23 protein-coding genes and 2 pseudogenes are annotated in these 25263 nt (G+C 71.1%); 19 read left to right on the top strand and 6 right to left on the bottom strand.

Annotated elements, in window-relative coordinates:
- The first annotated feature begins 61 nt into the window (after window positions 1-61).
- The 3 genes from F0L46_RS19330 to F0L46_RS19340 are packed head-to-tail and all read left to right on the top strand — an operon-like array spanning window position 62 to window position 3992.
- Window positions 62-1264 carry a glycosyltransferase gene (locus F0L46_RS19330; protein ID WP_149820581.1) on the top strand — a complete coding sequence of 401 codons (1203 nt, stop codon included), beginning with the start codon at window positions 62-64 and terminating at the stop codon, window positions 1262-1264.
- A 34-nt stretch (window positions 1265-1298) separates the two neighbouring features.
- The gene (shc, locus tag F0L46_RS19335; RefSeq protein WP_149820645.1) at window positions 1299-3251 is read left to right on the top strand and encodes a squalene--hopene cyclase; all 1953 of its coding nucleotides are present in this window, start codon (window positions 1299-1301) and stop codon (window positions 3249-3251) included.
- A 54-nt stretch (window positions 3252-3305) separates the two neighbouring features.
- Entirely contained in the window at window positions 3306-3992 is a 687-nt protein-coding gene (locus F0L46_RS19340; protein WP_149820583.1) for a phosphorylase family protein, read from the top strand.
- On the opposite strand, the gene hpnH is transcribed toward F0L46_RS19340, so the two are convergent.
- Both hpnH and ispH read right to left on the bottom strand, forming a co-directional pair.
- Window positions 3951-5111, bottom strand: coding sequence for an adenosyl-hopene transferase HpnH (gene hpnH, locus F0L46_RS19345; RefSeq protein WP_149820585.1), 1161 nt, complete (start codon window positions 5109-5111; stop codon window positions 3951-3953). The genes F0L46_RS19340 and hpnH overlap by 42 nt on opposite strands.
- Window positions 5108-6094: a 4-hydroxy-3-methylbut-2-enyl diphosphate reductase gene (ispH, locus tag F0L46_RS19350; RefSeq protein WP_149820587.1), complete on the bottom strand. Its 987-nt coding sequence runs from the start codon at window positions 6092-6094 to the stop codon at window positions 5108-5110. The genes hpnH and ispH overlap by 4 nt, the downstream gene beginning before the upstream one ends.
- A gap of 150 nt (window positions 6095-6244) precedes the next feature.
- Here ispH and F0L46_RS19355 point away from each other — a divergent pair, with 150 nt between their 5' ends.
- Both F0L46_RS19355 and F0L46_RS19360 read left to right on the top strand, forming a co-directional pair.
- Window positions 6245-6727: a DUF2147 domain-containing protein gene (locus F0L46_RS19355; protein WP_149820589.1), complete on the top strand. Its 483-nt coding sequence runs from the start codon at window positions 6245-6247 to the stop codon at window positions 6725-6727.
- Window positions 6728-6754: 27 nt separating this feature from the next.
- Window positions 6755-8146, top strand: coding sequence for an aspartate aminotransferase family protein (locus tag F0L46_RS19360; RefSeq protein ID WP_149820591.1), 1392 nt, complete (start codon window positions 6755-6757; stop codon window positions 8144-8146).
- 338 nt (window positions 8147-8484) lie between these two features.
- Here the strand turns inward: F0L46_RS19360 and F0L46_RS19365 are convergent.
- A pseudogene (locus F0L46_RS19365) lies at window positions 8485-9383 on the bottom strand (LysR family transcriptional regulator).
- A gap of 93 nt (window positions 9384-9476) precedes the next feature.
- On the opposite strand from F0L46_RS19365, the gene F0L46_RS19370 reads away from it, so the two are divergent.
- A complete protein-coding gene (locus tag F0L46_RS19370; RefSeq protein WP_149820647.1) occupies window positions 9477-10334 on the top strand; it encodes an oxidoreductase in 858 nt (285 codons plus the stop codon).
- Window positions 10335-10690: 356 nt separating this feature from the next.
- On the opposite strand, the gene F0L46_RS19375 is transcribed toward F0L46_RS19370, so the two are convergent.
- Window positions 10691-11581 carry an AraC family transcriptional regulator gene (locus tag F0L46_RS19375; protein ID WP_149820593.1) on the bottom strand — a complete coding sequence of 297 codons (891 nt, stop codon included), beginning with the start codon at window positions 11579-11581 and terminating at the stop codon, window positions 10691-10693.
- Between the two features lie 136 nt (window positions 11582-11717).
- Between F0L46_RS19375 and F0L46_RS19380 the strand changes: the two genes are divergently transcribed.
- The 4 genes and pseudogenes from F0L46_RS19380 (at window position 11718) to F0L46_RS19395 (ending at window position 15009) form a co-directional block, all read left to right on the top strand.
- Window positions 11718-12473, top strand: a complete 756-nt coding sequence (locus F0L46_RS19380) for an SDR family NAD(P)-dependent oxidoreductase (RefSeq protein WP_149820595.1) — start codon at window positions 11718-11720, stop codon at window positions 12471-12473.
- Between the two features lie 126 nt (window positions 12474-12599).
- Window positions 12600-13649 carry a GlxA family transcriptional regulator gene (locus tag F0L46_RS19385; protein WP_149820597.1) on the top strand — a complete coding sequence of 350 codons (1050 nt, stop codon included), beginning with the start codon at window positions 12600-12602 and terminating at the stop codon, window positions 13647-13649.
- Window positions 13646-14368 (top strand): annotated as a pseudogene (locus tag F0L46_RS19390) (DJ-1/PfpI family protein). The gene F0L46_RS19385 and the pseudogene F0L46_RS19390 overlap by 4 nt, the downstream one beginning before the upstream one ends.
- 113 nt (window positions 14369-14481) lie before the next feature.
- Window positions 14482-15009, top strand: coding sequence for a carboxymuconolactone decarboxylase family protein (locus F0L46_RS19395; protein WP_240540068.1), 528 nt, complete (start codon window positions 14482-14484; stop codon window positions 15007-15009).
- 23 nt (window positions 15010-15032) lie between these two features.
- Here the strand turns inward: F0L46_RS19395 and F0L46_RS19400 are convergent, their stop codons facing one another.
- Entirely contained in the window at window positions 15033-15932 is a 900-nt protein-coding gene (locus F0L46_RS19400; RefSeq protein WP_149820601.1) for a LysR family transcriptional regulator, read from the bottom strand.
- Between the two features lie 92 nt (window positions 15933-16024).
- On the opposite strand from F0L46_RS19400, the gene F0L46_RS19405 reads away from it, so the two are divergent.
- Window positions 16025-16912 carry an aldo/keto reductase family oxidoreductase gene (locus F0L46_RS19405; RefSeq protein ID WP_149820603.1) on the top strand — a complete coding sequence of 296 codons (888 nt, stop codon included), beginning with the start codon at window positions 16025-16027 and terminating at the stop codon, window positions 16910-16912.
- 77 nt (window positions 16913-16989) lie between these two features.
- Here F0L46_RS19405 and F0L46_RS19410 read toward each other — a convergent pair whose 3' ends face one another.
- Window positions 16990-17583 (bottom strand): TetR/AcrR family transcriptional regulator, encoded by a 594-nt coding sequence (locus F0L46_RS19410; RefSeq protein ID WP_149820605.1) that lies wholly within the window; start codon window positions 17581-17583, stop codon window positions 16990-16992.
- 192 nt (window positions 17584-17775) lie between these two features.
- Between F0L46_RS19410 and F0L46_RS19415 the strand changes: the two genes are divergently transcribed.
- The 8 genes from F0L46_RS19415 (at window position 17776) to F0L46_RS19450 (ending at window position 25209) form a co-directional block, all read left to right on the top strand.
- Complete coding sequence (locus tag F0L46_RS19415; protein WP_149820607.1) at window positions 17776-18270, top strand: (2Fe-2S)-binding protein; 495 nt, start codon at window positions 17776-17778, stop codon at window positions 18268-18270.
- The gene (locus F0L46_RS19420) at window positions 18267-19319 is read left to right on the top strand and encodes an FAD binding domain-containing protein (RefSeq protein WP_149820609.1); all 1053 of its coding nucleotides are present in this window, start codon (window positions 18267-18269) and stop codon (window positions 19317-19319) included. The genes F0L46_RS19415 and F0L46_RS19420 overlap by 4 nt, the downstream gene beginning before the upstream one ends.
- Window positions 19312-21567, top strand: a complete 2256-nt coding sequence (locus tag F0L46_RS19425; RefSeq protein ID WP_149820610.1) for a xanthine dehydrogenase family protein molybdopterin-binding subunit — start codon at window positions 19312-19314, stop codon at window positions 21565-21567. Before F0L46_RS19420 ends, F0L46_RS19425 begins: the two co-directional genes overlap by 8 nt.
- Before the next feature lie 119 nt (window positions 21568-21686).
- Window positions 21687-22274 carry an ANTAR domain-containing response regulator gene (locus tag F0L46_RS19430; RefSeq protein WP_149820612.1) on the top strand — a complete coding sequence of 196 codons (588 nt, stop codon included), beginning with the start codon at window positions 21687-21689 and terminating at the stop codon, window positions 22272-22274.
- A gap of 321 nt (window positions 22275-22595) precedes the next feature.
- Window positions 22596-22736, top strand: coding sequence for a (2Fe-2S)-binding protein (locus F0L46_RS27200; protein ID WP_368732171.1), 141 nt, complete (start codon window positions 22596-22598; stop codon window positions 22734-22736).
- Entirely contained in the window at window positions 22711-24159 is a 1449-nt protein-coding gene (cysG, locus tag F0L46_RS19440; protein WP_149820614.1) for a siroheme synthase CysG, read from the top strand. The genes F0L46_RS27200 and cysG overlap by 26 nt, the downstream gene beginning before the upstream one ends.
- 73 nt (window positions 24160-24232) lie before the next feature.
- Window positions 24233-24862 (top strand): glutathione S-transferase family protein, encoded by a 630-nt coding sequence (locus F0L46_RS19445; RefSeq protein WP_149820616.1) that lies wholly within the window; start codon window positions 24233-24235, stop codon window positions 24860-24862.
- 35 nt (window positions 24863-24897) lie between these two features.
- Complete coding sequence (locus F0L46_RS19450) at window positions 24898-25209, top strand: cupin domain-containing protein (protein ID WP_149820618.1); 312 nt, start codon at window positions 24898-24900, stop codon at window positions 25207-25209.
- Window positions 25210-25263 lie beyond the last annotated feature (54 nt).

A 25263-nucleotide genomic window follows, 5' to 3' on the forward strand; every position in this document is an offset into this window, starting at 1 on the left:
TGGAGCCGGCCCGCTGCCCTGCCCAGCGATGGTGCCCGGGACATGTTCGCTTGGAGGTGGGATGAGCCTCGTGCCCCTGACTTTGGCCGGAGCGAGCCTCGCGATCTGGGCCGTGCTCGTGTTCGCCCGGGGCGGCTTCTGGCGAGCACGCGAGCGGCTCGACGACAGGGTGCACCCGCGCGTGCCGTGGCCCGCGGTCGTCGCGGTGGTGCCCGCGCGCGACGAGGCTGGCGTCATCGGGCGCACGATCGCCTCCGTCGTCGACCAGGACTATCCGGGCCCGCTCACGGTCGTCCTTGTGGACGATCACAGCACGGACGGCACCGCCGAGCTGGCGCGTCTCGCCGCAGAACGCCGGGGTCGCGGCGAGAGGTTGAGGATCGTGGTCTCGCGCCCGCTTCCGGGCGGCTGGACCGGCAAGCTCTGGGCGCTCAGCGAGGGCCTCGACCTCGCCGCCCGCGAGGCGCCGAACGCACCTTTCGTCTGGTTCACGGATGCCGACATCGAGCATGATCCCGACACCCTGCGCAGCCTCGTCGCCAAGGTGTCGGCGGAGGATCGGGATCTCGTATCGGTGATGGCCCGCCTGTCCTGCGAGGGACCATGGGAGAGGCTGCTCGTCCCGCCCTTCGTGTTCTTCTTCGCGATGCTCTACCCGTTCGCCTGGGTGAACGACCGCCGGCGCCGCACCGCGGCTGCGGCCGGGGGCTGCGTGCTCCTGCGCCGGGAGGCCCTGGCGCGGGCAGGGGGCCTCGCCGCGATCCGGGGCGAGATCATCGACGACTGCGCCCTTGCCCGCGCGATCAAGGCACGGGGGCGGGAGGGCGGCGGGTCGCTCTGGCTCGGGCTGACGGGGCGTGTCCGCAGCGTGCGGCCTTATACCGGCCTGTCGGGCATCTGGGGGATGGTGGCGCGCAGCGCCTATACCCAGCTGCGGCACTCTCCCGTCCTTCTCGGCCTCACCATCGTAGGCATGATCCTGGTCTATCTTGTGCCGCCAGGTCTCGTCCTGTCCGCACCCTGGCACGAGAACCTGCCTGCGGCCGCACTCGGCGCCCTCGCGTGGGTTCTCATGACCGTGGCGTTCATGCCGATGATCCGGTTCTATGGCCTCGCGCCCTGGAGGGCCTTGCTCCTGCCCGGCGCGGCCGTGCTCTATTGTGCCATGACGATCGACTCGGCGGCCGCCCATGGGCGAGGCCGCGGGGGAGCCTGGAAAGGGCGGACGCAAGGGGGTTCGATTGGCTCTGACGCGACCTTCTGATCTTGGAACCGCAAGACGGGACCTGCCGCCCGTGATGCTCCGCGCGGACGGGCGGCTGTGGATCGATCCACCGGTCTCCGCTCCCCTCGACGGCGGGGAATCCTCTATCGTGGCCGAGGCCCGCGCGGCGCTCGTCGCGCTGCAGCGGCCGGACGGTCACTGGCTGTTCGAGCTCGAGGCGGACGTCACGATCTCGGCCGAGTACATCTTCCTCCAGCATTATCTCGACGAGATCGATCCGGCGGAGGAGGGGCGGATCGCCGCCTATATCCGCGGATGCCAGGCCTCGAACGGCGGCTGGCCCTTGTTCGAGGCGGGTGAACCGGATCTCTCCGCCACCGTGAAGGCCTACTACGCGCTCAAGCTCGCCGGCGACGATCCGGACGCGCCGCACATGATCCGGGCCCGCAGCTTGATCCTCAGCCTCGGCGGCGCCGCGAAGGCGAACGTGTTCACGCGCATCGCGCTCGCGCTCTTCGGGCAGGTGCCCTGGCGCGCCGTGCCGGCCATGCCCGTCGAGCTCATGCTCCTGCCGCGGCGGTCGCCCTTTCACGTCGAGAAGATCTCGTACTGGTCGCGGACCGTGATCGTCCCGCTCCTGATTCTCATGGCGCTGCGGCCTCAGGCGCGAAACCCGCGCGGCGTCCACATCCGGGAGCTCTTCTTGCGGCCGCCCGAGGACGAGCAGGCCTACATCACCCATCCGGCCGATGCCCGCCTCGGCCCTGCTTTCCTCCACCTCGACCGCCTGCTGCGGGAGGTCGAGCCGCGCTTCCCCCGGGGCATGCGGCAGCGGGCGATCCAGGCGGCCATCGACTTCATCGAGCCGCGCCTCAACGGCGACAACGGCCTCGGCGCGATCTTCCCCGCCATGGCAAACGTGGTCATGGCCTTCGACGCCATCGGCCGCCCGAAGGACGACCCGGCGGTCCAGACGGCGAAGCAAGCGATCCGCAAGCTCCTCGTCGACGGCGAGCGGACCTATTGCCAGCCCTGCCTCTCGCCGGTCTGGGACACCGCCCTTGCTATGCATGCCCTCCTCGAGGCGGGGGAGACCATCGAGGGCGCGGTGCTCGATCGCGCCGCGCAGTGGCTCCTCGACCGGGAGATCGCCGAGACCCGCGGCGACTGGACCTGGAAGCGGCCCCTGCTGCCCCCCTCGGGCTGGGCCTTCCAGTATCGGAACGACCACTACCCGGACGTGGACGATACGGCGGTGGTCGCGATGGCGCTCCACCGGGCCGATCCGGATCGCTACCGGGCGTGCCTGGAGCGGGCCTGCGCCTGGATCGTCGGCATCCAGAGCCGCAGCGGCGGCTGGGGCGCCTTCGACGTCGACAACACCTACCACTACCTCAACGCCATCCCCTTCGCCGATCACGGCGCCCTGCTCGACCCGCCGACCGTGGACGTCACGGCGCGCTGCGTCAGCATGCTGGCCCAGCTCGGGCTCGGGCGGGATCATGACGCGGTTCGGCGCGGCGTCGCCTTCATTCGCCGCGAGCAGGAGCCGGACGGTTCCTGGTATGGCCGCTGGGGCGTGAACTACGTCTACGGCACGTGGTCGGCTTTGTGCGCCCTCAACGCCGTGGGCGAGCCGCCCGACAGCCCCGCGATGCGCCGGGCGGGGAACTGGCTCAAGGCGCGCCAGAACCCGGACGGCGGCTGGGGGGAGGACTGCGCCTCCTACGCGCCCGCGGGCCGCGACCGCGCCTACCCCTCCACGCCCTCGCAGACGGCCTGGGCCGTGCTCGCCCTCATGGCGGCCGGGGAGGGCGCGGGGGAAGCGGCCCGGCGCGGCGCCGCCTTCCTGGAGAGCGCCCCTCGCCAGGGCGCGCGCTGGCGCGAGGAGCCCTGGACCGGGACGGGGTTCCCGCGCGTCTTCTACCTGAAGTACCACGGCTATGCCGCCTACTTCCCCCTCTGGGCGCTCGCGCGCTATAAGCGCCTGCTGCGCGGGGAGACGAGGGTGCCCTGGGGCATGTGACGTTGGTGCCTGCCTGCGGCTGATCCGGCTCCAGCGGGGGACGGAGGCTGCCCGATGCGGATCGGCGTTCTGACGGGCCTCAAGGCGGAGGCCCGCCTACTCGGGCCGCTGCGGCTGCGCTCCAGGACTCGGCTCGTCGTGGTCCGCACCGGGGCCGACCCGGACGTCGCCCGCGCGGAGGCCGAACGGCTGGCGGAAAGCGGGGTGTCGGCGCTCCTGAGCTTCGGCTTGGCCGGCGGCCTCGATCCGAGCCTGCGGGCCGGGGAGGTGGTCCTTGCCGACCGGGTGGTGCTGCCCGACGGACGCCAGGTCGAAACTCATCCCGCATGGCTCGCCTGGACGCGGCGGCGGGTCGCCCTGACGGGGCGCCCCGTCCATGTCGGACCGGTGGCCGGATCGGACCGGCTCCTCGCGTCGGCCACCGAGAAGCAGCGGCTCTACCGCGAATTCGGCGCGCTCGCCGTCGACATGGAGAGCGGCGCCGTAGCCGAGGCCGCGGAGGCGTTCGGGCTTCCCTTCATCGTGGTGCGAGCGGTTGCGGACGGGGCGGGGACGGTGCTGCCGGGCGTCGCCCGCGTGCCGCTCCGGGGGGACGGCACCGTCGACCTGCCCCGGATCGCCCGCGCCCTCCTCACCAAGCCAGGGGAGTGGCCCGCCGTGGCGCGGCTTGCCCTCGACACCCGCGCCGCCTTCAGGTCCCTACGCGACGCTGTGCTTGCTGGCGCCGGCGGCGGGCGCTGACGGCGGCCGCCCGTGCTCGATCGCGGAGGTCACGACCCGCTCGAAGACGAACTCGGCCGGCCGCTGCCCCTCGAGCGAGATCTCCGGGGTCATCGGCCCCTCGGTGCGGATCCCGCGCAGAACCGTCTTGAGCGCCTTGAGCGGGTTTTCGACCGTGTCGGTGACGGCGGTCGGCTCGTAGCCGCAATGGACCATGCAGTCGGCGCACTTCTCGTAGGCGCCGGTGCCGTAGGAGGCCCAGTCCGTCTCGTCGAGGAGCTGCCGGAAGGTCGGGACATAGCCCTCGTTGAGAAGGTAGCAGGGCCGCTGCCAGCCGAAGACGTTGCGGGTCGGCGTTCCCCACGGCGTGCACCGGTAGTCCTGGTTGCCCGCCAGGAAGTCGAGGAACATCGTCGACTGCCCGAAGCGCCACTTGGTCCGGCGCCCCTTGCCCCGCCGGAAGATCTCGCGAAACAGCGTCTTCGAGGCCTGGCGGTTGAGGAAGTGTTCCTGGTCGGGCGCGCGCTCGTAGGCATAGCCCGGAGAGATGCTCACCCCGTCGACCTTGAGGTCGTCCGTCACGAAATCGAGATAGGCCGCGACGCGGTCGGGATCGACGCCCTTGAAGAGGGTCGCGTTCACGTTGACCCGGAAGCCCTTGGCCTTGGCGGCGCGGATGGCCGAGACCGCCCGGTCGAACACGCCGCCCTGGCAGACGGACCGGTCGTGCTCCTCCTTCAGGCCGTCGAGATGGACGTTGAACGTGAGGTAGTCGCTCGGCGTGAAGAGATGCAGCTTCTTCTCGAGGAGGAGCCCGTTGGTGCACAGATAGACGAAACGCCGGCGCTTGATGAGCTCGCTCACGATCTCGCCGATCTCCTTGTGGAGGAGCGGCTCGCCGCCGGGGATCGACACGATGGGCGCGCCGCACTCCTCGGCCGCCTGGACGCAGTCCTCGACGGAGAGGCGCCGGTTGAGGACCGCGTCGGGGTAATCGATCTTGCCGCAGCCCGCGCAGGCGAGATTGCAGCGAAAGAGGGGTTCCAGCATCAGGACGAGCGGGTAGCGCTCACGGCCGCGCAGGCGCTGGCTCATGATGTAGGCCCCCACGCGGATCTGCTGCTTGATCGGCACCGTCATGGATCGGATCTCCTGCCGCGCTCCGGTCCGCGCGCGAACGGCTCGGGGAGCCGGAATCGAACGCTCTCTTCGATCCCGGGAAGAGTCTCGATCTCCGTGTCGAAAAGAAGTCGGAGACGGTCGAGCAATTCGTCGACCAGCTCCTCCGGGGCCGAGGCGCCTGCGGTGACGCCGATCCGGGACGCGCCGGCGAGCCAGGCGGGGTCGAGCGCCGTGGCGTCCTCGATGAGGTAGGCGGGCACGCCTGCCCCATCGGCCACCTCGCGCAGCCGGTTGGAATTCGAGCTGTTCGCAGCCCCGAGCACCAGGACCACGTCGGTCACCTCGGCGAGCGCCCGCACGGCGTTCTGCCGGTTTTGGGTCGCGTAGCAGATGTCGCGGGTGTCCGGGCCGACGATTGCCGGGAAGCGCGCCTTGAGAGCCAGGATGATGTCGCGGGTGTCGTCGACGCTCAACGTGGTCTGGGTCACGTAGGCGAGGCGGCTCGGGTCGGACGGGTGCATCGCCGCGACGTCCGCCACCGAGGTGATCAGGTGGACGACGCCCGGGATCCGGCCGAGCGTGCCGACGACCTCCGGATGCCCGCGATGGCCGATCAGGACGACCTCGAAGCCCTGTCGCGCGTAGCGCTGCCCCTCCTGATGCGTCTTCGCGACGAGGGGGCATGTCGCGTCGATGGTGCGAAGCGAGCGCGCCGCGGCGTTCCGCTCGACGACCCGGGCGACCCCATGGGCGCTGAAGACCGCGACCGCGCCGACCGGGATGTCGTCGACCTCGCCGACGAAGACCGCGCCCTCGGCCTCCAGCCGGCTCACGACGCGCTGGTTGTGGACGATCTGGTGGCGGACATAGACGGGAGGCCCATATTGCGCCAGCGCCATCTCGACGATCTCGATCGCCCGCTCCACGCCCGCGCAAAAGCCGCGCGGTTTCGCCAGCACCACGCGCAGGGGCGGCCGATGAGGTGTCGTGATGGGTGCCATTCCGCCATCCAGCTGGTCGCCCTCACAAGGGCACGCCTCACCCTTGCCGCTTTGAGACTACAAGACTCGCATTTGCGAGAGCTAGTTCCTTTCAGCCCCGCGTTTCGGCTTCGCACGGCCGCGGGGACGCTCCGGGACCGGAGACATCACATGGTACGGATCATCGCTCGGCCGGCGGCCGCGTTCGCGGCCTTGATCGCCCTGGGCACGCCATCCCATGCCGTCGAGATCGCGGGCGACTGGGTCGTCGCCGATCAGACGGCGGTCATCAGGATCGCCCCCTGCAAGGATGCCCTGTGCGGCACCGTCGTCTGGACGAAGACCCCGGGCGGGATCGACGAGCACAATCCGGACCCGAGCCGGCGCACGCAGCCCGTCCTCGGGCTCGAGATCATCAAGACGATGAAGTCGGCTGGGCCGGACCGCTGGCAGGGAAGCGTGTACAATGCCCAGGACGGCAGGACCTACGCGGCCACCCTGTCGCCGCAGGGGCCTGGCGCCCTGCGCATCGAGGGCTGCATCCTGGGCGGGCTCCTGTGTGGCGGCGAGACGTGGACCCGCGCCGTCGACGCCACCGGAACCACCCCGGCGGCGCCCGGCAAGGGACGTCCGGGCACGCCGACCACCCGCTGAGACCCGCCGCGCCGCCTGGAGATCCGGATGAGCCTCGACATCGCCTCCCTCTTCGCCGAGCACGACGGCGAGCGCTACGAGCTGCACAACAGGCACCTGAACGAGCAGATGGTGCGCGTCCTCAAGGTGATCGGCTACGACGTGGGCTTCCGCCGGGCCAAGGGCCCGTATCTGTGGGACCGCGACGACGAGCGCTATCTCGACCTCCTGAGCGGCTGGGGCGTCTTCGCCCTCGGCCGGAACCACCCGGGGGTGCGCGACGCCCTCGTCTCCGTGCTCGACGGCGACCTGCCGAACCTCGTCCAGATGGACGTCTCGCCGCTCGCAGGCCTCCTGGCGAAGCGGCTCCTCGGCTACGCGCCTTACCTCGACCGCGCCTTCTTCGCGAACTCGGGCGCCGAGGCGGTGGAGGCGGCGATCAAGTTCGCCCGCGGGGCCACCGGACGGCCCGGCATCGTCTTCGCGGGCCACGCCTTCCACGGGCTCACCTATGGAGGCCTCTCGATCACCGGCGACGACGTGTTCCGCAAGGGCTTCGGGCCCCTGCTGCCGGGCTGCGCGGAGGTCCCCTTCGACGATCTGGCGGCGCTGGAGCGGGCGCTCGCGTCCCGGGACATCGCCGCCTTCATCGTCGAGCCGATCCAGGGCAAAGGCGTCAACATCCCCTCCGACGGCTATCTCAAGGCCGCCGCGGATCTCTGCCGGCGCTACGGCACCCTCCTCGTCGCCGACGAGATCCAGACAGGCATGGGACGCACGGGCCGGTTCCTCGCCGTCGAGCACTGGGGCGTCGAGCCTGACATGGTGCTGCTGGCCAAGGCGCTGTCGGGCGGCCACGTGCCCGTCGGCGCGGTGCTCACCCGCAAGCGGATCTTCGACAAGATCTTCGATCGCATGGACCGGGCGGTCGTGCACGGCTCAACCTTCTCGAAGAACGACCTCGCCATGGCGGCGGGGCTTGCGACCCTGGACGCGATCGAGTCCGAGCGCCTCGTGCAGAACGCGGCCGCCAAGGGCGAGCGCCTCATGGCCGCGTTCGCCGAGATGGCGGAGCGCTACGAGTTCCTGAAGACCGTGCGGGGCAAGGGGCTCATGATCGGGGTGGAGTTCGGCCCGCCCCGCTCCATGTCCCTCAAGGCGGCTTGGACCATGCTCGAGGGCATGAACAAGGGCCTGTTCTGCCAGCTCATCACGGTGCCCCTGTTCAAGGAGCACAAGGTCCTCACGCAAGTCGCCGGCCATGCGAGCCACGTGGTGAAGCTCCTGCCCCCGCTCGTGATCTCCGACGGAGATTGCGAGTGGATCGAGCGCGCCTTCGACGCGGTGATCGCCGACAGCCACCGGGTGCCGGGAGCCGCCTGGTCGCTCGGCAAGACCCTGGCCGGCCATGCCATGAAGATGCGTGCCGGAGCCGCTTGAGCGCTGGGGAAGCCGTCGAGCCCTGATCGCTGGCTCCTCGACCGTCCCGCCCGGGAACCCAGGGTGGCGGACGTGTCCGAGGAACGCCTCGTAAGCCTCGATCCAGGTCTGGACCGCCGGCCGGCTTGACGCATCCGGGGGCCGCTCAGCCGCGATTGCGATGTGCGCTTCGTTGGAGTGCTGGACCCGCTCACGCCCCCGAAGGACATGCACAGCAGCTGTCCGCGAAGGCGAGGCGGCCTGCCTGTTCGGTCGAGTCGTGGATCCGCCGTCCCGCGGCGCACCGGCCCGGCAGCATCCGGCCTAGGCCCGGCGCAAGCGGGCTCCTGGCAGGTGGGTCACCGAATGCGCCCGCGCTTGAGCGCATCGACGAAGGCCGCGAGCACCGGGCGCATCTGGCGTCGGCTCGGGTAGTAGAGGTGAAAGCCGGGGAAAGGTGGTGTCCATTCCTGCAGGAGCCGAACCAGACGGCCCTCGCGAACGTGACCCGCCGTTTCATGGTCGAGGAGGTACCCGACACCAAGACCGTCGAGCGCTGCCTGCAGCATGATCCAAGGCTCGTTGGTCGCGAACGCTCCCGGCACCTGAACGGTCAGCACCTCCTCCCCGCGCTCGAACTCCCAGGCGTACATGGCTCCAGACCCCGTCATGCGGTAATTGATGCACTCATGTCCCGTGAGATCACGGGGGTGCAGGATCGGCCCGCGCCCGGCGAGGTAGGTGGGCGATGCGACCACGGCCATGCTGAGGTCGGGTCCGACCCTGACCGCGACCATGTCGCGCTCGATCTTCTCGCCGAGCCTGATCCCGCATCGAAACGGTCGGCGACGATGTCCCGGAACGCGTAGTCGACCATGACCTTGACGGCTGCGTCCGGGTGAGCCGCGAGGAAGGGCGGCAGCGCAGGCCTGATCACGGCCTCATGCGCCTGCCTCGTCGCCGTGATGCGTAGCGTGCCCGCCACCCGGCCGGCGCCGCGCTCCACGGCGCCCAGCGCCTCGTCGATCGTGTCCAGGGATGGACCGAGCGCGGCAAGGAGCGTGTCTCCCGCTTCCGTGGTGGCGACGCTTCGGCTGGTCCGCTGGAGCAGGCGCTGCCCGAGATCTGCCTCGAGGCGGCGTATCGTGTGGCTGAGGTTCGAGGTCGACATGCCCAGCGCGGCGGCGCTCTTCGTGAAGCTGCCGCTGCGGGCGACGGCTGCGAAGGCCGCCAGATCGTCAAGGCTCGGCTTCTTGATCATCCAACCTCATTCAACGGCCCATGCGAATGATGACACCTAATCGTATGACGATCCACGCGCCACCTTCAGGCTCTGTTGAAGGAGGTCGACATGATTGCACACAACGCCGTTTGGCTGGTGACCGGTTGCTCGAAGGGGCTGGGCCGGGCCATCGCGAGGGAGGCGCTCAATGCCGGTTATCGCGTCGTCGTGACCGCCCGGCGCCTCGAGGACGTCGCCGAGCTTGTCGAGGAGCACGGCGATGCCGCACTCGCGGTCGCCCTCGACGTGACGAACCGCGACCAGATCGCCGCCGCCGTCAGGGCCGCGGAGGATCGCTTCGGCTCGGTGGACGTGCTCGTCAACAATGCGGGCTACGGCTATCTCGGGGCGATCGAGGAGGGAGAGGACGACGACGTCCGTGCGCTCTTCGAGACCGACCTGTTCGCCCCGGTGAACCTCATCAAGGCCGTGCTGCCGGCGATGCGTGCGCGCCGCAATGGGCACATCGTGAACATCAGCTCGATCGGCGGCCTGCTGACCTATCCAGGCGTGGGCTGGTACAACATGGTGAAGTTCGGCGTGGAGGCGATGTCCGATGCCCTGGCCAAGGAGGTCGCGCCCCTTGGAATCGGTGTCACGGTCGTGGCGCCCGGCGCGTTCCGCACCGATTTTCGCGGGCCGGACTCGATGAAGCAGTCGGCCACGATCATCGACGACTATGCCGGTACGGCCGGCAAGTTGCGCGCCGGCACCCAGGCCGGCCACGGCAAGCAGCCGGGAGATCCGGTGCTGGGCGCGCGGGCGATCATCGCCGCGGTGGAAGCCGACAAGCCGCCGGTGCACCTCCTGATCGGGAGCGACGCCCTCGAACAGCTGCGCACGAAGCTGGACGATCTGCGACGCGAGACGGACGCCTGGGAGGCCGTGACGCGAGGGACCGACATCACCGAGAAGGCGGACGCGTAAGCAGGAGGGATGACCAGGCGAGAGCGCACCGCAGATGCAGGTCGCTCTCGCCCGGCTGACTCACCGGCCGCCCGACATCCTCCTGATCCCGGGCCCCCCCTCGATCGAGCACCTGTGCCGGAACATCGCGCGGCGGCTCTGGTGCTGCCGGATGACGCGGTCAGGGCGCTGGATGGCTGGCTTGGCGCGCAAGACGGGCAGGACCTGCAAGCATCGTCGACGGAGCGGAGGCACACCCGGGAGCGGCTCGGTCGAGCTCGCCTGCGTTGCGCTGCCTCTGCCGGTTGGGCAGGACGCGCTCGAGCCGAACCCGCGCACCATGAACGCGCCGCGTGCCCGACACGGTATCCAGGGCTTCAGGCGGCCGCTTCCGCTTGCCGGCGCGCTGCCTCCGTGTCCTTGACCGGGGGGAGGCCGAACAGCCGGCCGTACTCGCGTGTGAACTGGGGCACGCTCTCGTAACCCACCTTGAAGGCCGCGTGGCTCGCCGACATGCCCTCGGACAGCATGAGCCGCCGGGCCTCGATGAGGCGCAGCTGCTTCTGGAATTGACGTGGCGAGAGGGTGGTGACCGCCCGGAAGTGCCTGTGGAACGAGGACGGGCTCATGCCGGCGACGGCCGCCAGGCGCTCGACCGGCAGGCTTCTGTCGTACTCGCCGCGCAGCAGGGCGACCGCCCGCGCGACTTGGCCCGCGTGGCTCCCCGGCCAGCCCAGCCGCCGGATCGTCGCCCCGTGACGTCCGGCGAGCAGCCAATAGTGCATCTCCCGCACGTGCTGGGCCTGGAGCACCGGAACCGAGGCCGGGCGCTCCAGGAGCCCCATCAGCCGCAAGGCCGCGTCCTCCACCTCGGCGTCGAAGGGCTCGCCGCCTACGGGCCCGCCGTCGGCAACTGGGCCCGTCTGCATCTGCGCGCTCAGGTCCGCAATCACCCCGGCGTCGAGCTCCAGCACGATGGAGTAGTAGGGCGCGACCGGGTTCGCCCGGGTGATCTGGCTTACGGTGGGCACGTCCGCCGTGATCAGGAGCGAGTCGCCGGCCGCGAAGTCGAAGACCCGGGCGCCGCTCGTGACCTGCTTGGCGCCCTGCAGCACCAGGCAGGCGAGCGGGCGCGAGATCGCATGGACGAGGTCGCCCGGCGCGGTGGCCCGCACGGTGTAGAGACCCGGGATCGGGGTCCGGCCGATGCCGTTCCGGTCGGAGTGACCTTCGGCGTGGCGGCGAACGGCGTCGAGAAGTCTGCTCATCGAAGGATCTTAACCCGCCCCGGCCGGTCGCGCATCCCACGCTTGGCAGGATTAGGCAAGGAACGAGCCGTCCACGACAACACGGATACGCCGGTCGGGAGCATACAGGAGCGGTCAGATCAGAGGAGCTTCAGCCATGACCACCATTTCTCTTGTCACCGGCTCCAGCCGCGGGCTCGGCCGCAACACGGCACTCAGCATCGCCCGCGCGGGCGGCGACGTCGTCCTCACCTACCAGAGCCGGGCCGAGGACGCCGAGGCTGTCGCTGCCGAGATCCGGGCGCTCGGCCGCAAGGTGGTCGCGCTCCCGCTCGACACGGGCAATGTCGCGGGCTTCCCGGCCTTCACGGAGCGGCTGAGGGCGGCCTTGCGGGACGAGTTCGGGCGCGACACCTTCAATCACCTCGTCAACAACGCCGGCCACGGCGACGTGGCCCCGATCAGCGAGATGACGGAGGCAGCGTTCGACCGGCTGGTGAACGTCCACTTCAAGGGCGTGTTCTTCCTCACGCAGGCCTTGCTGCCGCTCATCGCCGACGGCGGCCGGATCGTGAACCTCTCGACCGGCCTGACCCGGGTCTCCGCGCCGGGCTGGGCGGCCTACGCGGCGGCGAAGGGCGCCGTCGAGGTACTCACCGTCTACATGGCCAAGGAGCTGGGCTCCCGCGGCATCGCGGTGAACGCCGTGGCGCCCGGCGCGATCGAGACGGACTTCTTCGGCGGCGCCGTGCGCGACACGCCCGAGTTCAACCGGTACTTCGCCGAGATGACGGCGCTGGGGCGTGTGGGCGTGGCCGACGATATCGGGCCGATGATCGCGAGCCTCCTGTCGGAGCAGAACCGTTGGGTGACCGCGCAGCGCATCGAGGTGTCCGGCGGCCAGGGCATCTGAGCGCTTCACGTCGCCGATCCGGGGGCTTGAGGATGTCCGGATCTGTGGGAACCATGGCATTGCTGCCGCGGGACCCGGGTGGCACCCTCCTTGGACACGAACGAGGATGGCCGGAGGGTTCCGGAGATGCTGCCGAAGAAGATCCTGTTTCTGGCCGTTGCGCCCGCCCAGCTGCTCGACGTCGCTGGGCCGATCGAGGTCTTCGCCCAGGCCAACCGGCTGCGGACGATGGAAGCTGTCGAGGCGGGGAGGGGGGCGAGCGGCGACGGCCCCTACGAGATCGATCTGCACATCCTCGGTTCGCCGGAGGAGCCGAACACGTCGGCGGGACTTCGACTGGCCTCGTCGGTCACCCGGGACGAGCTCGAGGCCGGGTTCCCGGTGGACACGCTCGTGGTCGCCGGCGGCGAGGGCGCGCGGCGGGATGTGGGCGGCTCCCCCGCGTCCCCCCTGATCCGGGAGCTCGCCGAGGGGGCCCGCCGGGTCGTCGGGATCTGCACCGGCGCCTTCCTTCTCGCCGAGGCGGGGCTGCTCGGGGGCCGGCGCGTCTCGACCCATTGGCGCTGGTGCGCGGAGCTCGCCCGCCGGTACCCCGATCTGCGGGTCGATCCGGAGCCGATCTATATCCGCGACGGCGCCGTCTGGACCTCGGCCGGCATCGCGGCCGGGATCGATCTCGCCCTCGGGCTCGTCGAGGACGACCACGGGCACCCGCTCGCCCTGGCGATCGCCCGCGAGCTCGTCATGTTTCTCAGGCGGCCGGGTGGCCAGCGGCAGTTCAGCACCCTGCTGAGCGCCCAGACCAGCACCTCCGCGCGCCTCACCGACGTGCTCGCCTGGGTCGCCGACAATCTCAGCGAGCCGATCTCCGTCGAGCGGCTTGCAGAGCGCGTCCACCTCAGCCCCCGGCAATTCGCCCGCTCCTTCCGGGCGGAAACCGGACAGACCCCGGGACGTGCCGTCGAGGCGATCCGGGTGGAGGCGGCCCGCCGCCTCCTGGAGCGCGGCACCGAGGCGCTCTCGGTCGTGACCGCCTCCTGCGGCTTCGGGACCGAGGAGACCCTCAGGCGCGCCTTCCTCAGGCACGTCGGCGTGCCCCCGGCCCAGTACCGCGACCGCTTCCATGGCGACAGGCGCCGCCGGTCGACGAATGACCTCAGAGGAGATCACCCATGATCCCGAGCGAACGACACCTCCAGATCGGGTCCCTGCTGTTCGAAGGCCTCGACCAGATCGACCTGGCCGGCCCCTTCGAGGTTCTAGCCCGCGTCCCGAACGCCACGTACCGCGTTTTCAGCCCGGGAGGGCAGCCCGTCAGGGACATTTACGGGCTGCGCCTCGCGCCCGATGGCGCCCTCGAGGAGGCGCCGCCCTTGGACGTCGTCCACATCCCCGGCGGCTAGGGCCAGGAGGCCCTGATGGAGGACGAGGCGGTCCTTTCCTGGGTGCGCGCCCAAGCCTCGTCGGCGCTCTGCGTGTTCTCCGTCTGCACGGGCGCCCTGATCTGTGGGGCCGCCGGGCTCCTCGTCGGGCGACGGGCGACGACCCATTGGACGGCCCTCCACCTCCTGCACCACTTCGGGGCGACCCCGGTCGACGAGCGGGTGGTGGAGGACGGCAACGTGGTCTTCGCGGCGGGCGTCACCGCGGGGATCGACGGCGCCCTCCGGGTGGCGGCGAGGCTGCGCGGCGACGAGGCCGCGCAAACGATTCAGCTCGCCATGCAGTACGCGCCCGAACCCCCGTTCGACGCCGGCACGCCGGACCGTGCGCCTCCGGTCATCGTAGCCCGGGCCCGCGAGTCCGCGGCGGAGATCACGCGCCGGCGCAGGGCAACGGCGTTGCAATTTGAACGACGGCTGCGTGAGGAGCGCCCCCTGCACCCGATGGGCTGACACCCTCGCCGTCTCGTCCGCGCCGCCTTCACCGCCCGCATGGCCTCCCCGGCCGGCGGATCGCAACCGACAAGACCGGATGAATCACTATGACCCACTTTCCCATCCACTCCATGAGCACCGCCCCCGAGGCGTCCCGCGAGGCCCTGGAGGTCCTGGCTGCCACCTTCGGACTCATCCCGAACATAGCCGGCGCGATGGCGACGTCGCCCGTGCTGATCAACTGCCTCGTCTCCGTCTTCGGCAAGGTGCACGGAGGCAGCCTCTCCGAGCCGGAGATCCAGGTTCTCCTCTTGACGAACGCTGTGACCAACAGGAGCGAGTGGGCGTCCGCCTTCCATTCGGCTCTGGCGCTCCAGCAGGGAATTTCCGCCGCGGACGTGGACGCCATCCGTTCGCGTAGCCTGCCCGGAGACCCCCGCCTCGCTGCCCTGTCCGCGCTGACGCGAGCCCTGATCGAGCGGCGGGGCAAGCTCGGCAAAGAGGACGTGGACGCGTTCCTCGCCCCGGGCTTCGCCCCGCACCATCTCTTGGAGGTTATCGCCGTCAGCGCGGCATCGACCATCACGAACTACACCGCGAACGTTACGACGCCGCAGCTCGAGACCGCATTCGCGGAGCATGCCTGGCGCGCCGCTTGAAAGGTCATCGGTCGGCGGAGCGCTCAAGCGTGGATGGTCTTCACGAAGTCCACGAAGGCCCGCAGCGGCGCCGGGACGAGGCGCCGCCCCGGATAATAGAGGAACGGGCCGGGGAAGGGCTGCCACCAGGGCTCGAGCACCGGTTCCAGCGCGCCGCCGTCGAGATGCGGCGCCAGGAAACCCTCGAAGGTGTAGACGATCCCGGTGCCCGCGAGGGCGGCCGCAACCGCGAGGTCGATCCCGCCCCCGATCGCGACGACCAGGGGCCCCGTCGGGTCGACGCGTACGATCTCACCGGCGCGCTCGAACTCCCAGGGACCTACGCCCTGGCCGGAGCGGGTCGCCAGGCAGGCATGGCCGAGCAGGTCGCGGGGGTGCTCCGGCCGCCCGCGGCGGTCGAGATAGGCGCGGGCGGCGGCTGCCGCGAAGCGTTGGACCCGCGGGCCGATCGGCACCGCGATCATGTCCTGCTCCAGGCGCTCGTCGTAGCGGATCCCCGCGTCGAAGCCCGCGGCCAGCACGTCCAGCACGGCGCTGTCCGCCGTCACCTCGAGCCGGATCTCCGGGTAGGCCGCCAGGAAGAGCGGGACGATCCCGGGGAGGATGAGCCGGGCCGCGCTGACCGGCACGTTGAGCTTGAGGGTGCCCGCGGGGCGGTCGCGGAAGCGGTTCACCCCGTCCAGCGCCGCCTCGACCTCGCGAAGGGCCGGCTCCAGACGGGCGATGAGATCGCGCCCCGCCTCGGTCGGCACGACGCTGCGCGTGGTGCGGTGGAGAAGGCGCACGCCCAGAGCCTCCTCGAGCCGCCGGACCGCCTGGCTCAAGCCGGACGCGCTTGCGTCCGTCGCGCGGGCGGCCTCGCGAAAGCCCCCGGCCCGTGCCACCGAGAGGAAAGCCGTGACGTCCCCGAGGTCCGCCTTCACTGTTCGCCTCCGCGCACGGGTCGTGCCGATTGCAGCAGCTTATCGCACGGGTGAGCCCGCACCAGATGGAAATCCGTTACAGGAGAAGTCTCATGTCCATCATCGAGAAGTCAGGCACCTACGCGCTCGGAGACCGCACCGTCCGGAGGCTCGGCTACGGCGCGATGCAGCTCGCCGGGCCTGGGGTGTTCGGGCCGCCCAAGGACCCGGCCGCGGCGGTCGCCGTGCTCCGGGAGGCGGTGGCGCTCGGCGTGAACCACATCGACACCAGCGACTTCTACGGCCCCCACGTCACCAACCGGCTGATCCGGGAGGCCCTTCACCCCTACCCGGACGACCTCGTGATCGTCACAAAGGTCGGAGCCCGGCGGGGGTCCGACGGGTCGTGGCTCCCTGCCTCCTCCCCCGAGGAGCTGAGGAGCGCGGTCCACGACAACCTGCGCAATCTCGGGCTCGACGTCCTGCCGGTCGTGAATCTCCGGTTCATGTTCGATCCGCACGGGCCTGCCGAGGGCTCGATCGAGGCGCCGCTCGCGGCGCTCGCCGCCCTTCGGGAGGAGGGGCTCGTGCGGCATGTCGGGATCAGCAACGCCACCGTCCGCCAGGTCGTGCAGGCCATCGACATCTGCCCCATCGCCTGCGTCCAGAACCACTACAACGTCGTGCATCGGCACGACGACGGGCTCATCGGCTCGCTCGCCCGCCAGGGCATTCCCTACGTCACGTATTTTCCCCTCGGCGGGTTCAATCCGATCCAGTCCGCCGCGCTCTCGGCGGCGGCGGAGCGGTTGGGCGTCGCGCCCGTGCAGGTCGCTCTCGCATGGCTTCTGCAGCGTTCGCCCAACATCCTGGTGATCCCGGGAACGTCGTCGGTGGCTCACCTGAACCAGAACGTCGCCGCGGCCGCCCTCGTGCTGCCGGACGACGTGCTCGCGGAGCTGGACGGCTTGAGCGGCCCGCATCCCGAGCGGAATGGATAGGCGTGGACGGAGGCGGGGATTGGACCGTGGTGATTGAGGCGCCTTCGGCCCTCGCTCCGCCGGCCGCAACCGGGACCTCAATCGCCCCCCTGGCGTCCGCGGCAGAGCCCGTCGACGAAGACGTCGACGAGGCGCAGCACGCTCGTCTGCCAGCCCGGCTTGTCGTGCAGGTAGCACATGCCGATGAGCGCCCGCAGGACGTCTTCCGGCCCGATGTCGGATCGGATCTCCCCCGCCTGCGCGGCGCGTTCGAGAAGGCCGCCCACGGCCTCCGTCAGCCGCTCGAAGGACAGGGCGGTGAGGTCGGACCGCTTGTCGACAGCCAGAGCCAGCGCCGCGACCATGCCCTTCTTCGTCGCGACGAACTCCACGTTCGCCCGCAGCCAGCGCCGCAGCGCCTCGCAGGGCTCGGCATCGACCTTCAGCTGGTCGGCGAGATCCGCGAGCTGCTGCACCTCGCGCCGGTACACCGCCTCGAACAGGGCCTCACGGGTGGGGAAATGGCGATAGAGCGTGCCGATCCCGACGCCCGCCTCCCGGGCCACGGCCTCGAGACTCGCGTCGGGTCCGCCGGCGCTGAACACCGCCTTGGCGGCCTCCAGGATGCGCTCGCGGTTCCGCAGGGCATCCGCCCGCGGCCGCCTTGCCGATTTGCCCTTGTCCTCGTCCATCGGACTTTTCCGAAACCGGGCTCTTGAAAAGCGGAGGCATCCTCCGCATAATTGCCGAAGCGGGCAAGCGGCCGGCCGTCGAGGCCGGCGACACCCCTCCCGCGAAGTACCATGCGTTCGACACGTCGTCACCGGGGCCGGATCCCGTCCGAGCCCGCCGTGCCGACGACGGCTCTCTCAATGGAGCGCAGCATGCCATTGTCCATTACGCTCACCATCAACGGCGAGCCGAGGCGCATCGACCTCGACGACCCGCGGGTCACCCTCCTCGACCTCCTGCGCGAGCGCCTCGACCTCACCGGCACCAAGAAGGGCTGCGACCGCGGCCAGTGCGGCGCCTGCACGATCCTCGTCGACGGGCGGCGGATCAATTCCTGCCTCGCGCTCGCCATAAGCCACGACGGCGCCGAGATCCTCACCATCGAGGGGCTGGCGCGCGGCGACGCCCTTCACCCCGTCCAGCAGGCCTTCATCGCCCATGACGCCCTCCAGTGCGGCTATTGCACCCCGGGGCAGATCATGAGCGCCGTGGGCCTGATCGGGGAGGGGCAGGCCGGCGACGATCCCGAGCGCGTGCGGGAGGGCATGAGCGGGAATCTGTGCCGCTGCGGTGCCTATGCGGGCATCACCGAGGCGGTGATCGAGGCGCAGCGCGCCCTCACCTCCGACGCGGAGAAGGCTGCATGAACCGGTTCGATTACGTCAGGCCCTCGAGCGTGAGCGAGGCCGTCGCGGCGGGGGCCGAGCCCGGCTCAGCCTTCCTCGCCGCCGGCACGAACCTGCTTGACCTCATGAAGGGCGGCATCGCCCGCCCGACCCGCCTCGTCGACGTTGGCCGGATCCCCGGCCTCGACGCGATCGAGACCCTGCCCGACGGGGGCGTGCGGATCGGCGCCCTCGTGCGCAACGCGGACCTCGCCTACCACCAAGAGTTCGCCCGCCGCTTTCCCATGGTGGCGGAGGCGCTGCTCTCGGGGGCGTCGGCGCAGCTGCGTAACGCCGCGACGACCGGGGGCAACCTCCTCCAGCGCACCCGCTGCCCCTACTTCTACGACACGGCGAGCGCCTGCAACAAACGCGAGCCCGGTGCCGGCTGCGACGCGCTTGCGGGCGAGAATCGCCAGCACGCGGTGCTCGGCTGGAGCGAAGCCTGCATCGCGACGAACCCGTCCGACTTCGCGGTCCCGCTCGCCGCGCTCGATGCCGTCGTCGAGATCGAGGGGCGCGGGGGCCGGCGCGAGGTGCCGCTCACCGACTTCCACCGCCTGCCCGGGGACACGCCGCAGATCGAGACCGTGCTCGCCCCGGGAGAGCTGATCGTCGCGGTGCGCTTGAGCGCTGACGCTGCGGCCTTCGCAGGCCACGCGCGCTACCTCAAGGTCCGCGAGCGCACCTCCTACGCCTTCGCCGTCGTCTCCGCCGCGGCCGCCCTTCGGATCGCGGACGGGCGGATCGAGGCCGCGCGCCTGGCGCTCGGCGGCGTCGCCCTCAAGCCTTGGCGCGCCCGCGAGGCCGAGGCGGCGCTGGCCGGGGCCTCGCCTGGCTTCGAAAGCTTCCAGGAAGCCGCGGCGCTCGCCCTCGCCGAGGCGCGCCCGTCCGGCGACAACGCCTACAAGATCGAGCTTGCCCGCCGCGTGATCGCCCGCGCCCTGACGCTTGCCGCCGCCGGCACGCCCGAGCGGCTGCCCGCCCTTCCCGGCTCCCCCTTCGCCTCCGGAGGCTCCCTCCATGACTGATCCCATGCCTGGCCTGACCGGGCCTCGTGCCCGCCACGGCTCCACCCTCGGCCAGCCTCTGACCCGTCGCGACGGCGTCCTCAAGGTCACGGGCGCCGCCCGTTACGCCGCCGACAACCACCCGCCGGGCATGCTCTATGCCGTCCTCGCGGTTAGCCGCGTGGCGCGCGGCCGCGTGACATTCCTCGACGTCGAGGCCGCGCGTGCGGTCCCCGGCGTCGTCGAGGTGATGACCCATGCCAACGCCCCGAGGCTCGCCACTGACCCGGACGAGAAGACGAACCCCTTCGCCTTCCGGCTCAACGTGCTGCAATCCGACCGCGTCCGCTTCCCGAACCAGCCCATCGCGGTCGTCATCGCCGAGACCCTGGAGGCCGCGACCGAGGGCGCCGAGCGGCTCGCGCCGCGCTTCGACGAGGAGCCGGCCCGTGCGGCCCTCGACGACGGGGAGGTCTTCACGCCCGCGGTCGTGGGAGCGGGAAGCCCGGCGGACGTCGCGCACGGCGAGGTCGAGGCGGGCCTTGGGGCGGCATCGCACCGGGTCGAGGCGACCTACGACACCCCCGCGCAGTATCACAACACGATGGAGACCCATGCCGTCGTGGCGGCCTGGGACGGCAACCGGCTCTCCCTCGACCTGCCGAGCCAGGCGCTCGCCATGACGCAGATGCGGCTCGGGCAGCTCCTCGGGATCATGCCCGGCGACATCCACATCCGCAGCCCCTTCCTCGGGGGCGGGTTCGGCTCGAAGGCGGGCGTGTCTGGGCCGCAGCTTCTGGGCATCATGGCGGCGCGCCTCCTCGGCCGTCCCGTGAAGCTCGTGCTGAGCCGCGAGCAGGCCTTCGGCCCCGTGGGTCACCGCGCGCCGACCCGCCAGACCCTGCGGCTCGGGGCGGACGGCGAGGGGCGCCTGACCGCCCTGCACCACCACACCCGCACGGCCACGAGCAGCTTCGACGACTTCTACGAGGCGGCGTCGGGCGCCTCGCATTCCCTCTACGCCTCGCCTGCGATCCGCACCTCGCACGATGCCGTGCGCCTCGACACGGGTACGCCGACCTTCATGCGTGCGCCCGGCGAGGCGCCGGGGTCGCTGGCGCTGGAATGCGCCATGGACGAGATGGCCGAGGCTTGCGGCATGGATCCGCTGGCGTTCCGCCTGGCGAACTACGCCGAGGTGGAGCCGATGACGGGCCGGCCGTTCTCGTCCAAGGCCCTGCGCGAGTGCTACGAGCAGGGGGCGGCTCGCTTCGGCTGGGCCGGGCGTCCGCTTGCCCCGCGCCAGATGCGCGACGAGGCGGGCCTCCTGGTCGGCTGGGGCATGGGCACCGCGACCTTCCCGGCGCTCATGTTCCAGGGCCAGGCGCGTGCCGTGATCCGCGCCGATGGGACGGGGCTCATGGAGACCGGTGCCCACGACATGGGCCAGGGCGCCTGGACGGCCCTGGCGCAGGTCGCGGCGGACGGGCTCGGCCTTCCCATCGACGCCGTGGAGTTCCGGGCCGGCTCGTCCGACCTGCCTGATGCGGGCATCGCGGGCGGCTCGGCCCACATGGCGACCGCCGGCATGGCGGTCCACGAGGCCGCCGCGGCCGCCATCGCGCGGCTTGCCGACCTCGCGACCGGGGACGAGCGCTCGCCGCTGTTCGGGGCCGGCAATGCCGGGGTCGTGGCGCGGGACGGCCGCCTCGTGCGCCGCGACGACGAGAGCCGCCACGAGTCCTACGCCGACATCCTGGCCCGCGCCGGGGTCGCCGAGATCGAGGGCCGGGGACGGGCCGCCCGCGATCCGGCGGCGGGGGCGGACTACGCCATGCACGCCCATGGAGCGGTGTTCGCGGAGGTGAAGGTCGATCCGGAGCTGGGCCAGATCCGGGCGACGCGGCTCGTCGGCGCCTTCGCGGTGGGACGCGTGATCAACCCGCGCCTCGTGCAAAGCCAGCTCTATGGCGGCATGATCTGGGGGCTGTCCTTCGCGCTCCACGAGAAGGCCGTGGTGGACCGGCGCTCGGGGCGGGTCATGAACGCGAACTTGGGCGAGTACCACGTGCCCGTGAACGCCGACGTTCCCCCGATGGAGGCGATCCTCGTCGAGGAGCACGATCCGTACGTGAACGCCCTCGGGATCAAGGGCGTGGGCGAGATCGGCATCACGGGCTCGGCCGGCGCGATCGCCAACGCCGTCCGGCACGCGACCGGGACCCGGGTCCGGAGCTTCCCGATCGGCCTCGCGGACCTTCTCGCCTGATTGGCTGCCTGGCGCTCTACAGGGGGGCGCTCCCGCGACGAACCTCGTCCGCCCTAGCCCCTTAGCCCGGGCACGGTCCTTGCAAGCACACCGCCAGGACAGCACGGCCCGCGGGAGCGATGACGGACGAGACCTTCACGGTGGCGGTGGTCGATCCGAGCCCCGCGCGGGCGGCGATCGTCGAGGAGGGGCTGCGCTCGGCGGGCGTGGCGCGGGTCGCCGTAATCGGCGAGACCGAGGACCTGCTCGCGCGGCTCGCCGCCATCAACCCCGACGTCGTCGTGATCGACGTGGCGAGCCCGAGCCGGGACCTTCTGGAGCAGCTCTTCCACGTCACGCGGGTGGTGGCGCGCCAGGTCGCCATGTTCGTCGACCGGACGGACCCGGCCATGATGGAAGCCGCCGTCGACGCCGGGGTCTCGGCCTACTTGGTGGACGGGCTGCGCCCGGAGCGGGTCAAGTCGATCATCGACGTGGCGATCCTGCGCTTCAACGCCTTCTGCCGACACCAGCGGGAGCTGGTGGACGCCCGCACGGAGCTCGCCGACCGCAAGGTGATCGAGCGCGCCAAGGGCATCCTCATGCAGGCGCGGGGGCTCTCCGAGAGCGAGGCCTATGCGCTGCCGCGGCGCAAGGCCATGAACGAGAAGCGCAGGCTCGCGGACATCGCGCGGGCGATCGTCACCGCATCGGAGCTGCTCGGATGAGGCTGCGCATCGGCTATCCGGCCTCTGAGGCCCCCCGCGCCCTTCGCCGCCTGGGCGGCGGGCGCTTTCGGCGAGGCGGCCCTGATCGAGTATGCCAACGCCACCGCCGGGATCTATCGCTGCGCGGCTCTCGTCGGCGATCGTCTCGAGGCGATCCTCTTCGTCGGCCCTGCGGGCGACCGCCTCTGCTGGAGCGCCGCCCGTGCCGCCTTCGCGGCCACCGCGCTCGATCGCGACGCCCGCATCGCCCTCCTCTCGGGCCGGACGCCGGAGGGCGGCGGCGCCCTGGTCTGCGCCTGCTTCGGCGTCACGCTGCCCGCCATCCGCGATGCCGTTCGCACGGGGCGCGCCGAAACGCCCGAAGCTTTGGGCGCCCTCTTGCGCGCGGGCACGAATTGCGGCTCCTGCCTGCCTGACCTGAAAAGGATCATCGCCCATGAACGCACGCCGGCTTCCCACTGAGAACGTCGCGCCAGGTCTCGCGCCGCTCTCCGTTCTGCCGCTCTTCCTGCGGCTCGAGGGCAAGCGCGCCGTCGTGGCGGGAGGGAACGCGGGCGCGGCCTGGAAGGCCCGCCTCCTCGCCGCCGCGGGCGCCGCGGTCGCGGTCTTCGCGCCGCAGCCCTCCGACGAGATGCGGGAAGCGGCCGGCGGCGCGGTGAACGGCACCATCGCGCTCCACGAGCGCGACTGGACCCCGGACGATCTCGCCGGCACGGCCTTCGCCATCGCGGCTCTCGACGACGAGGCAGCCTGCGAGGCGTTCGTGGCCGTGGCGCATACACATGGCGCGATCGCCAACGCCGTCGACCGGCCGCACCTGTGCGACGTGCAGTTCGGCGCCATCGTGAACCGCTCGCCCCTCGTGGTGGGGATCTCGACCGACGGCGCCGCGCCCGTCCTCGGCCAGTCGATCCGCTCGGCCATCGAGGGCCTGCTGCCGCGTGGGGTCGGCGCCTGGACCGCCGCCGCGAAGGCCTGGCGGGACGCGGTTCGCGAGCGGATCGCCACCTTCGCCGGGCGACGGCGCTTCTGGGAGGATTTCGCAGCACGGGCCATGCTGCACGCCCATCGCGCACCGACCGAGGCCGACCGCGAGGCGCTCCTCGACGGCCGTCCGGAGGCGGGCGGCTGCGTCACCCTCGTCGGCGCCGAGCCAGGCGACCCGAAGCTCTTGACGCTGCGGGCCGTGCGGGCGCTGCGGACCGCAGACATCATCCTCTATGACGACCTCGTGGCCGCCGAGATCCTCGACTTCGCCCGGCGCGAGGCCAAGACGATCCTGGTGGGCAAGACGGGCCACGGCCCCTCCTGCACCCAGGACGAGATCTGCGACCTCATGGTGCGGCTCGCCCGCGAGGGGCGGCGCGTCGTGCGCCTCAAGGGCGGCGATCCCTTGATCTTCGGCCGCGCCGCGGAGGAAATAGACGCCTGCCGGGCGCTTGGCATCCCCGTCGAGCTGGTGCCCGGCATCACGAGCGCCCAGAGCGCGGCGGCGAGCCTCGGGGTCTCGCTGACCCATCGTCGCGTCGCCCGTCGCGTCCAGTTCGTCACCGGGCACGATCATCGCGGCGGGCTGCCCGAAGGCGTCTCGTGGCCCGCGCTCGCCGATCCCGCCGCGACGACGGTCGTCTACATGCCGCGCCGGACGCTCGCGCGCCTCGTGGGCGAGGCGTTGGCCCACGGCCTCGACCCCCGGACGCCGGCCGTCGCGGTTCTGCGCGCCACACGCCCGGACGAACGGGTGATCGCGGCCTCGATCGCCGACCTCGCGGAAGCCGTTCCGGCCGGGGAGGCGGGGCCGATGATCGTGATGATCGGCGAGGCCATGCGCCTGCGGGACGCGCATCCCCTGGAGGCCTGGGCTCCTGCGGCGGCCGCCGGCTGAGAGATTGTCGGGCCGGGCTGGACTTTACGCAGCGACACCCCGATCCTGGGCGCGAATCGACTGGAGGTGCCACATGCCCAAGATCACGATATGGGGGTTCAGCGGCTCGACCTATGTCCGCACCGTGCGGATGCTCCTCGCCGAGAAGGGCGTCACGGATTACGAGCAGGTGCCCGTCGACGTGCTCAAGGGCGAGCCGAAGAGCGAGGAGCATCTCACCCGCCACCCGTTCGGCAAGGTGCCGGTGGTCGACGTGGACGGGTTCAGGATCATCGAGACGCCGGCCATCGCGCGCTATCTCGACGCCATCCTGCCCGGGCCCGCTCTGGTGCCCGCCGATCTGAAGGACCGCGCGCGCATGGACATGGTGACGAGCATCATCGACTCGTATGGCTATGGCCCCATGGTGGGCGGCGTCGCGGCCTATCACCTCTTCCCCGACTTCGTCGGCGGCAAGAACGACGCGGCCCACCACGAGGCGCTGGGGAAGACACGGAAGGTCCTGACGGAGCTCATGCGGATCAAGGGCGGCTCGCCCTATCTGGCCGGCGGCGAGCCGAGCCTCGCGGACCTCTATCTCGCCCCGATCTTCGCCTATCTGACGCTCACCCCGCACCGGGACGATCTCGTCGCCATGCCGGAGGTCGGTGCCTGGTGGGAGCGGGTCTCGAACCGCGAGAGCTTCCGGCGAACCCAGCCCTGAACGGGTAAGCCCATCCTCAACACGACGAGGGCCCGATGATCCCGCATTGCGTCGACTGGACCGAGATCCCCGAAGAGGTCGCGTCGTCCGGCGTGGGCAAGCGGGTGATTGCGGGGGAGGGCGCGTCGCTCGTCATGGTGCGCGTGCCCGCCGGGGTCAGGGCCGACCGGCACAGCCACCCGCACGAGCAGTTCGTGCAGGTGCTCTCGGGCTCCGGCACCCTCGAGACGGATCAGGGCGCACGGGCGTTCGGGCCGGGAAGCGTGTTCCATTTCCCGGCGGACGCCTGGCACGCGGCGCGCTTCGACAGCGAGACGGTTGTGATCGAGACGAACCTGCCGGGTTGAGGTTCTGTCGCCGGCATATTGTTCGGTCTCATGAACGTCAAAAAGCCCCGTCGT

It is taken from the genome of Salinarimonas soli, from assembly GCF_008386575.1.
GTDB classification, from domain to species: domain Bacteria; phylum Pseudomonadota; class Alphaproteobacteria; order Rhizobiales; family Beijerinckiaceae; genus Salinarimonas_A; species Salinarimonas_A soli.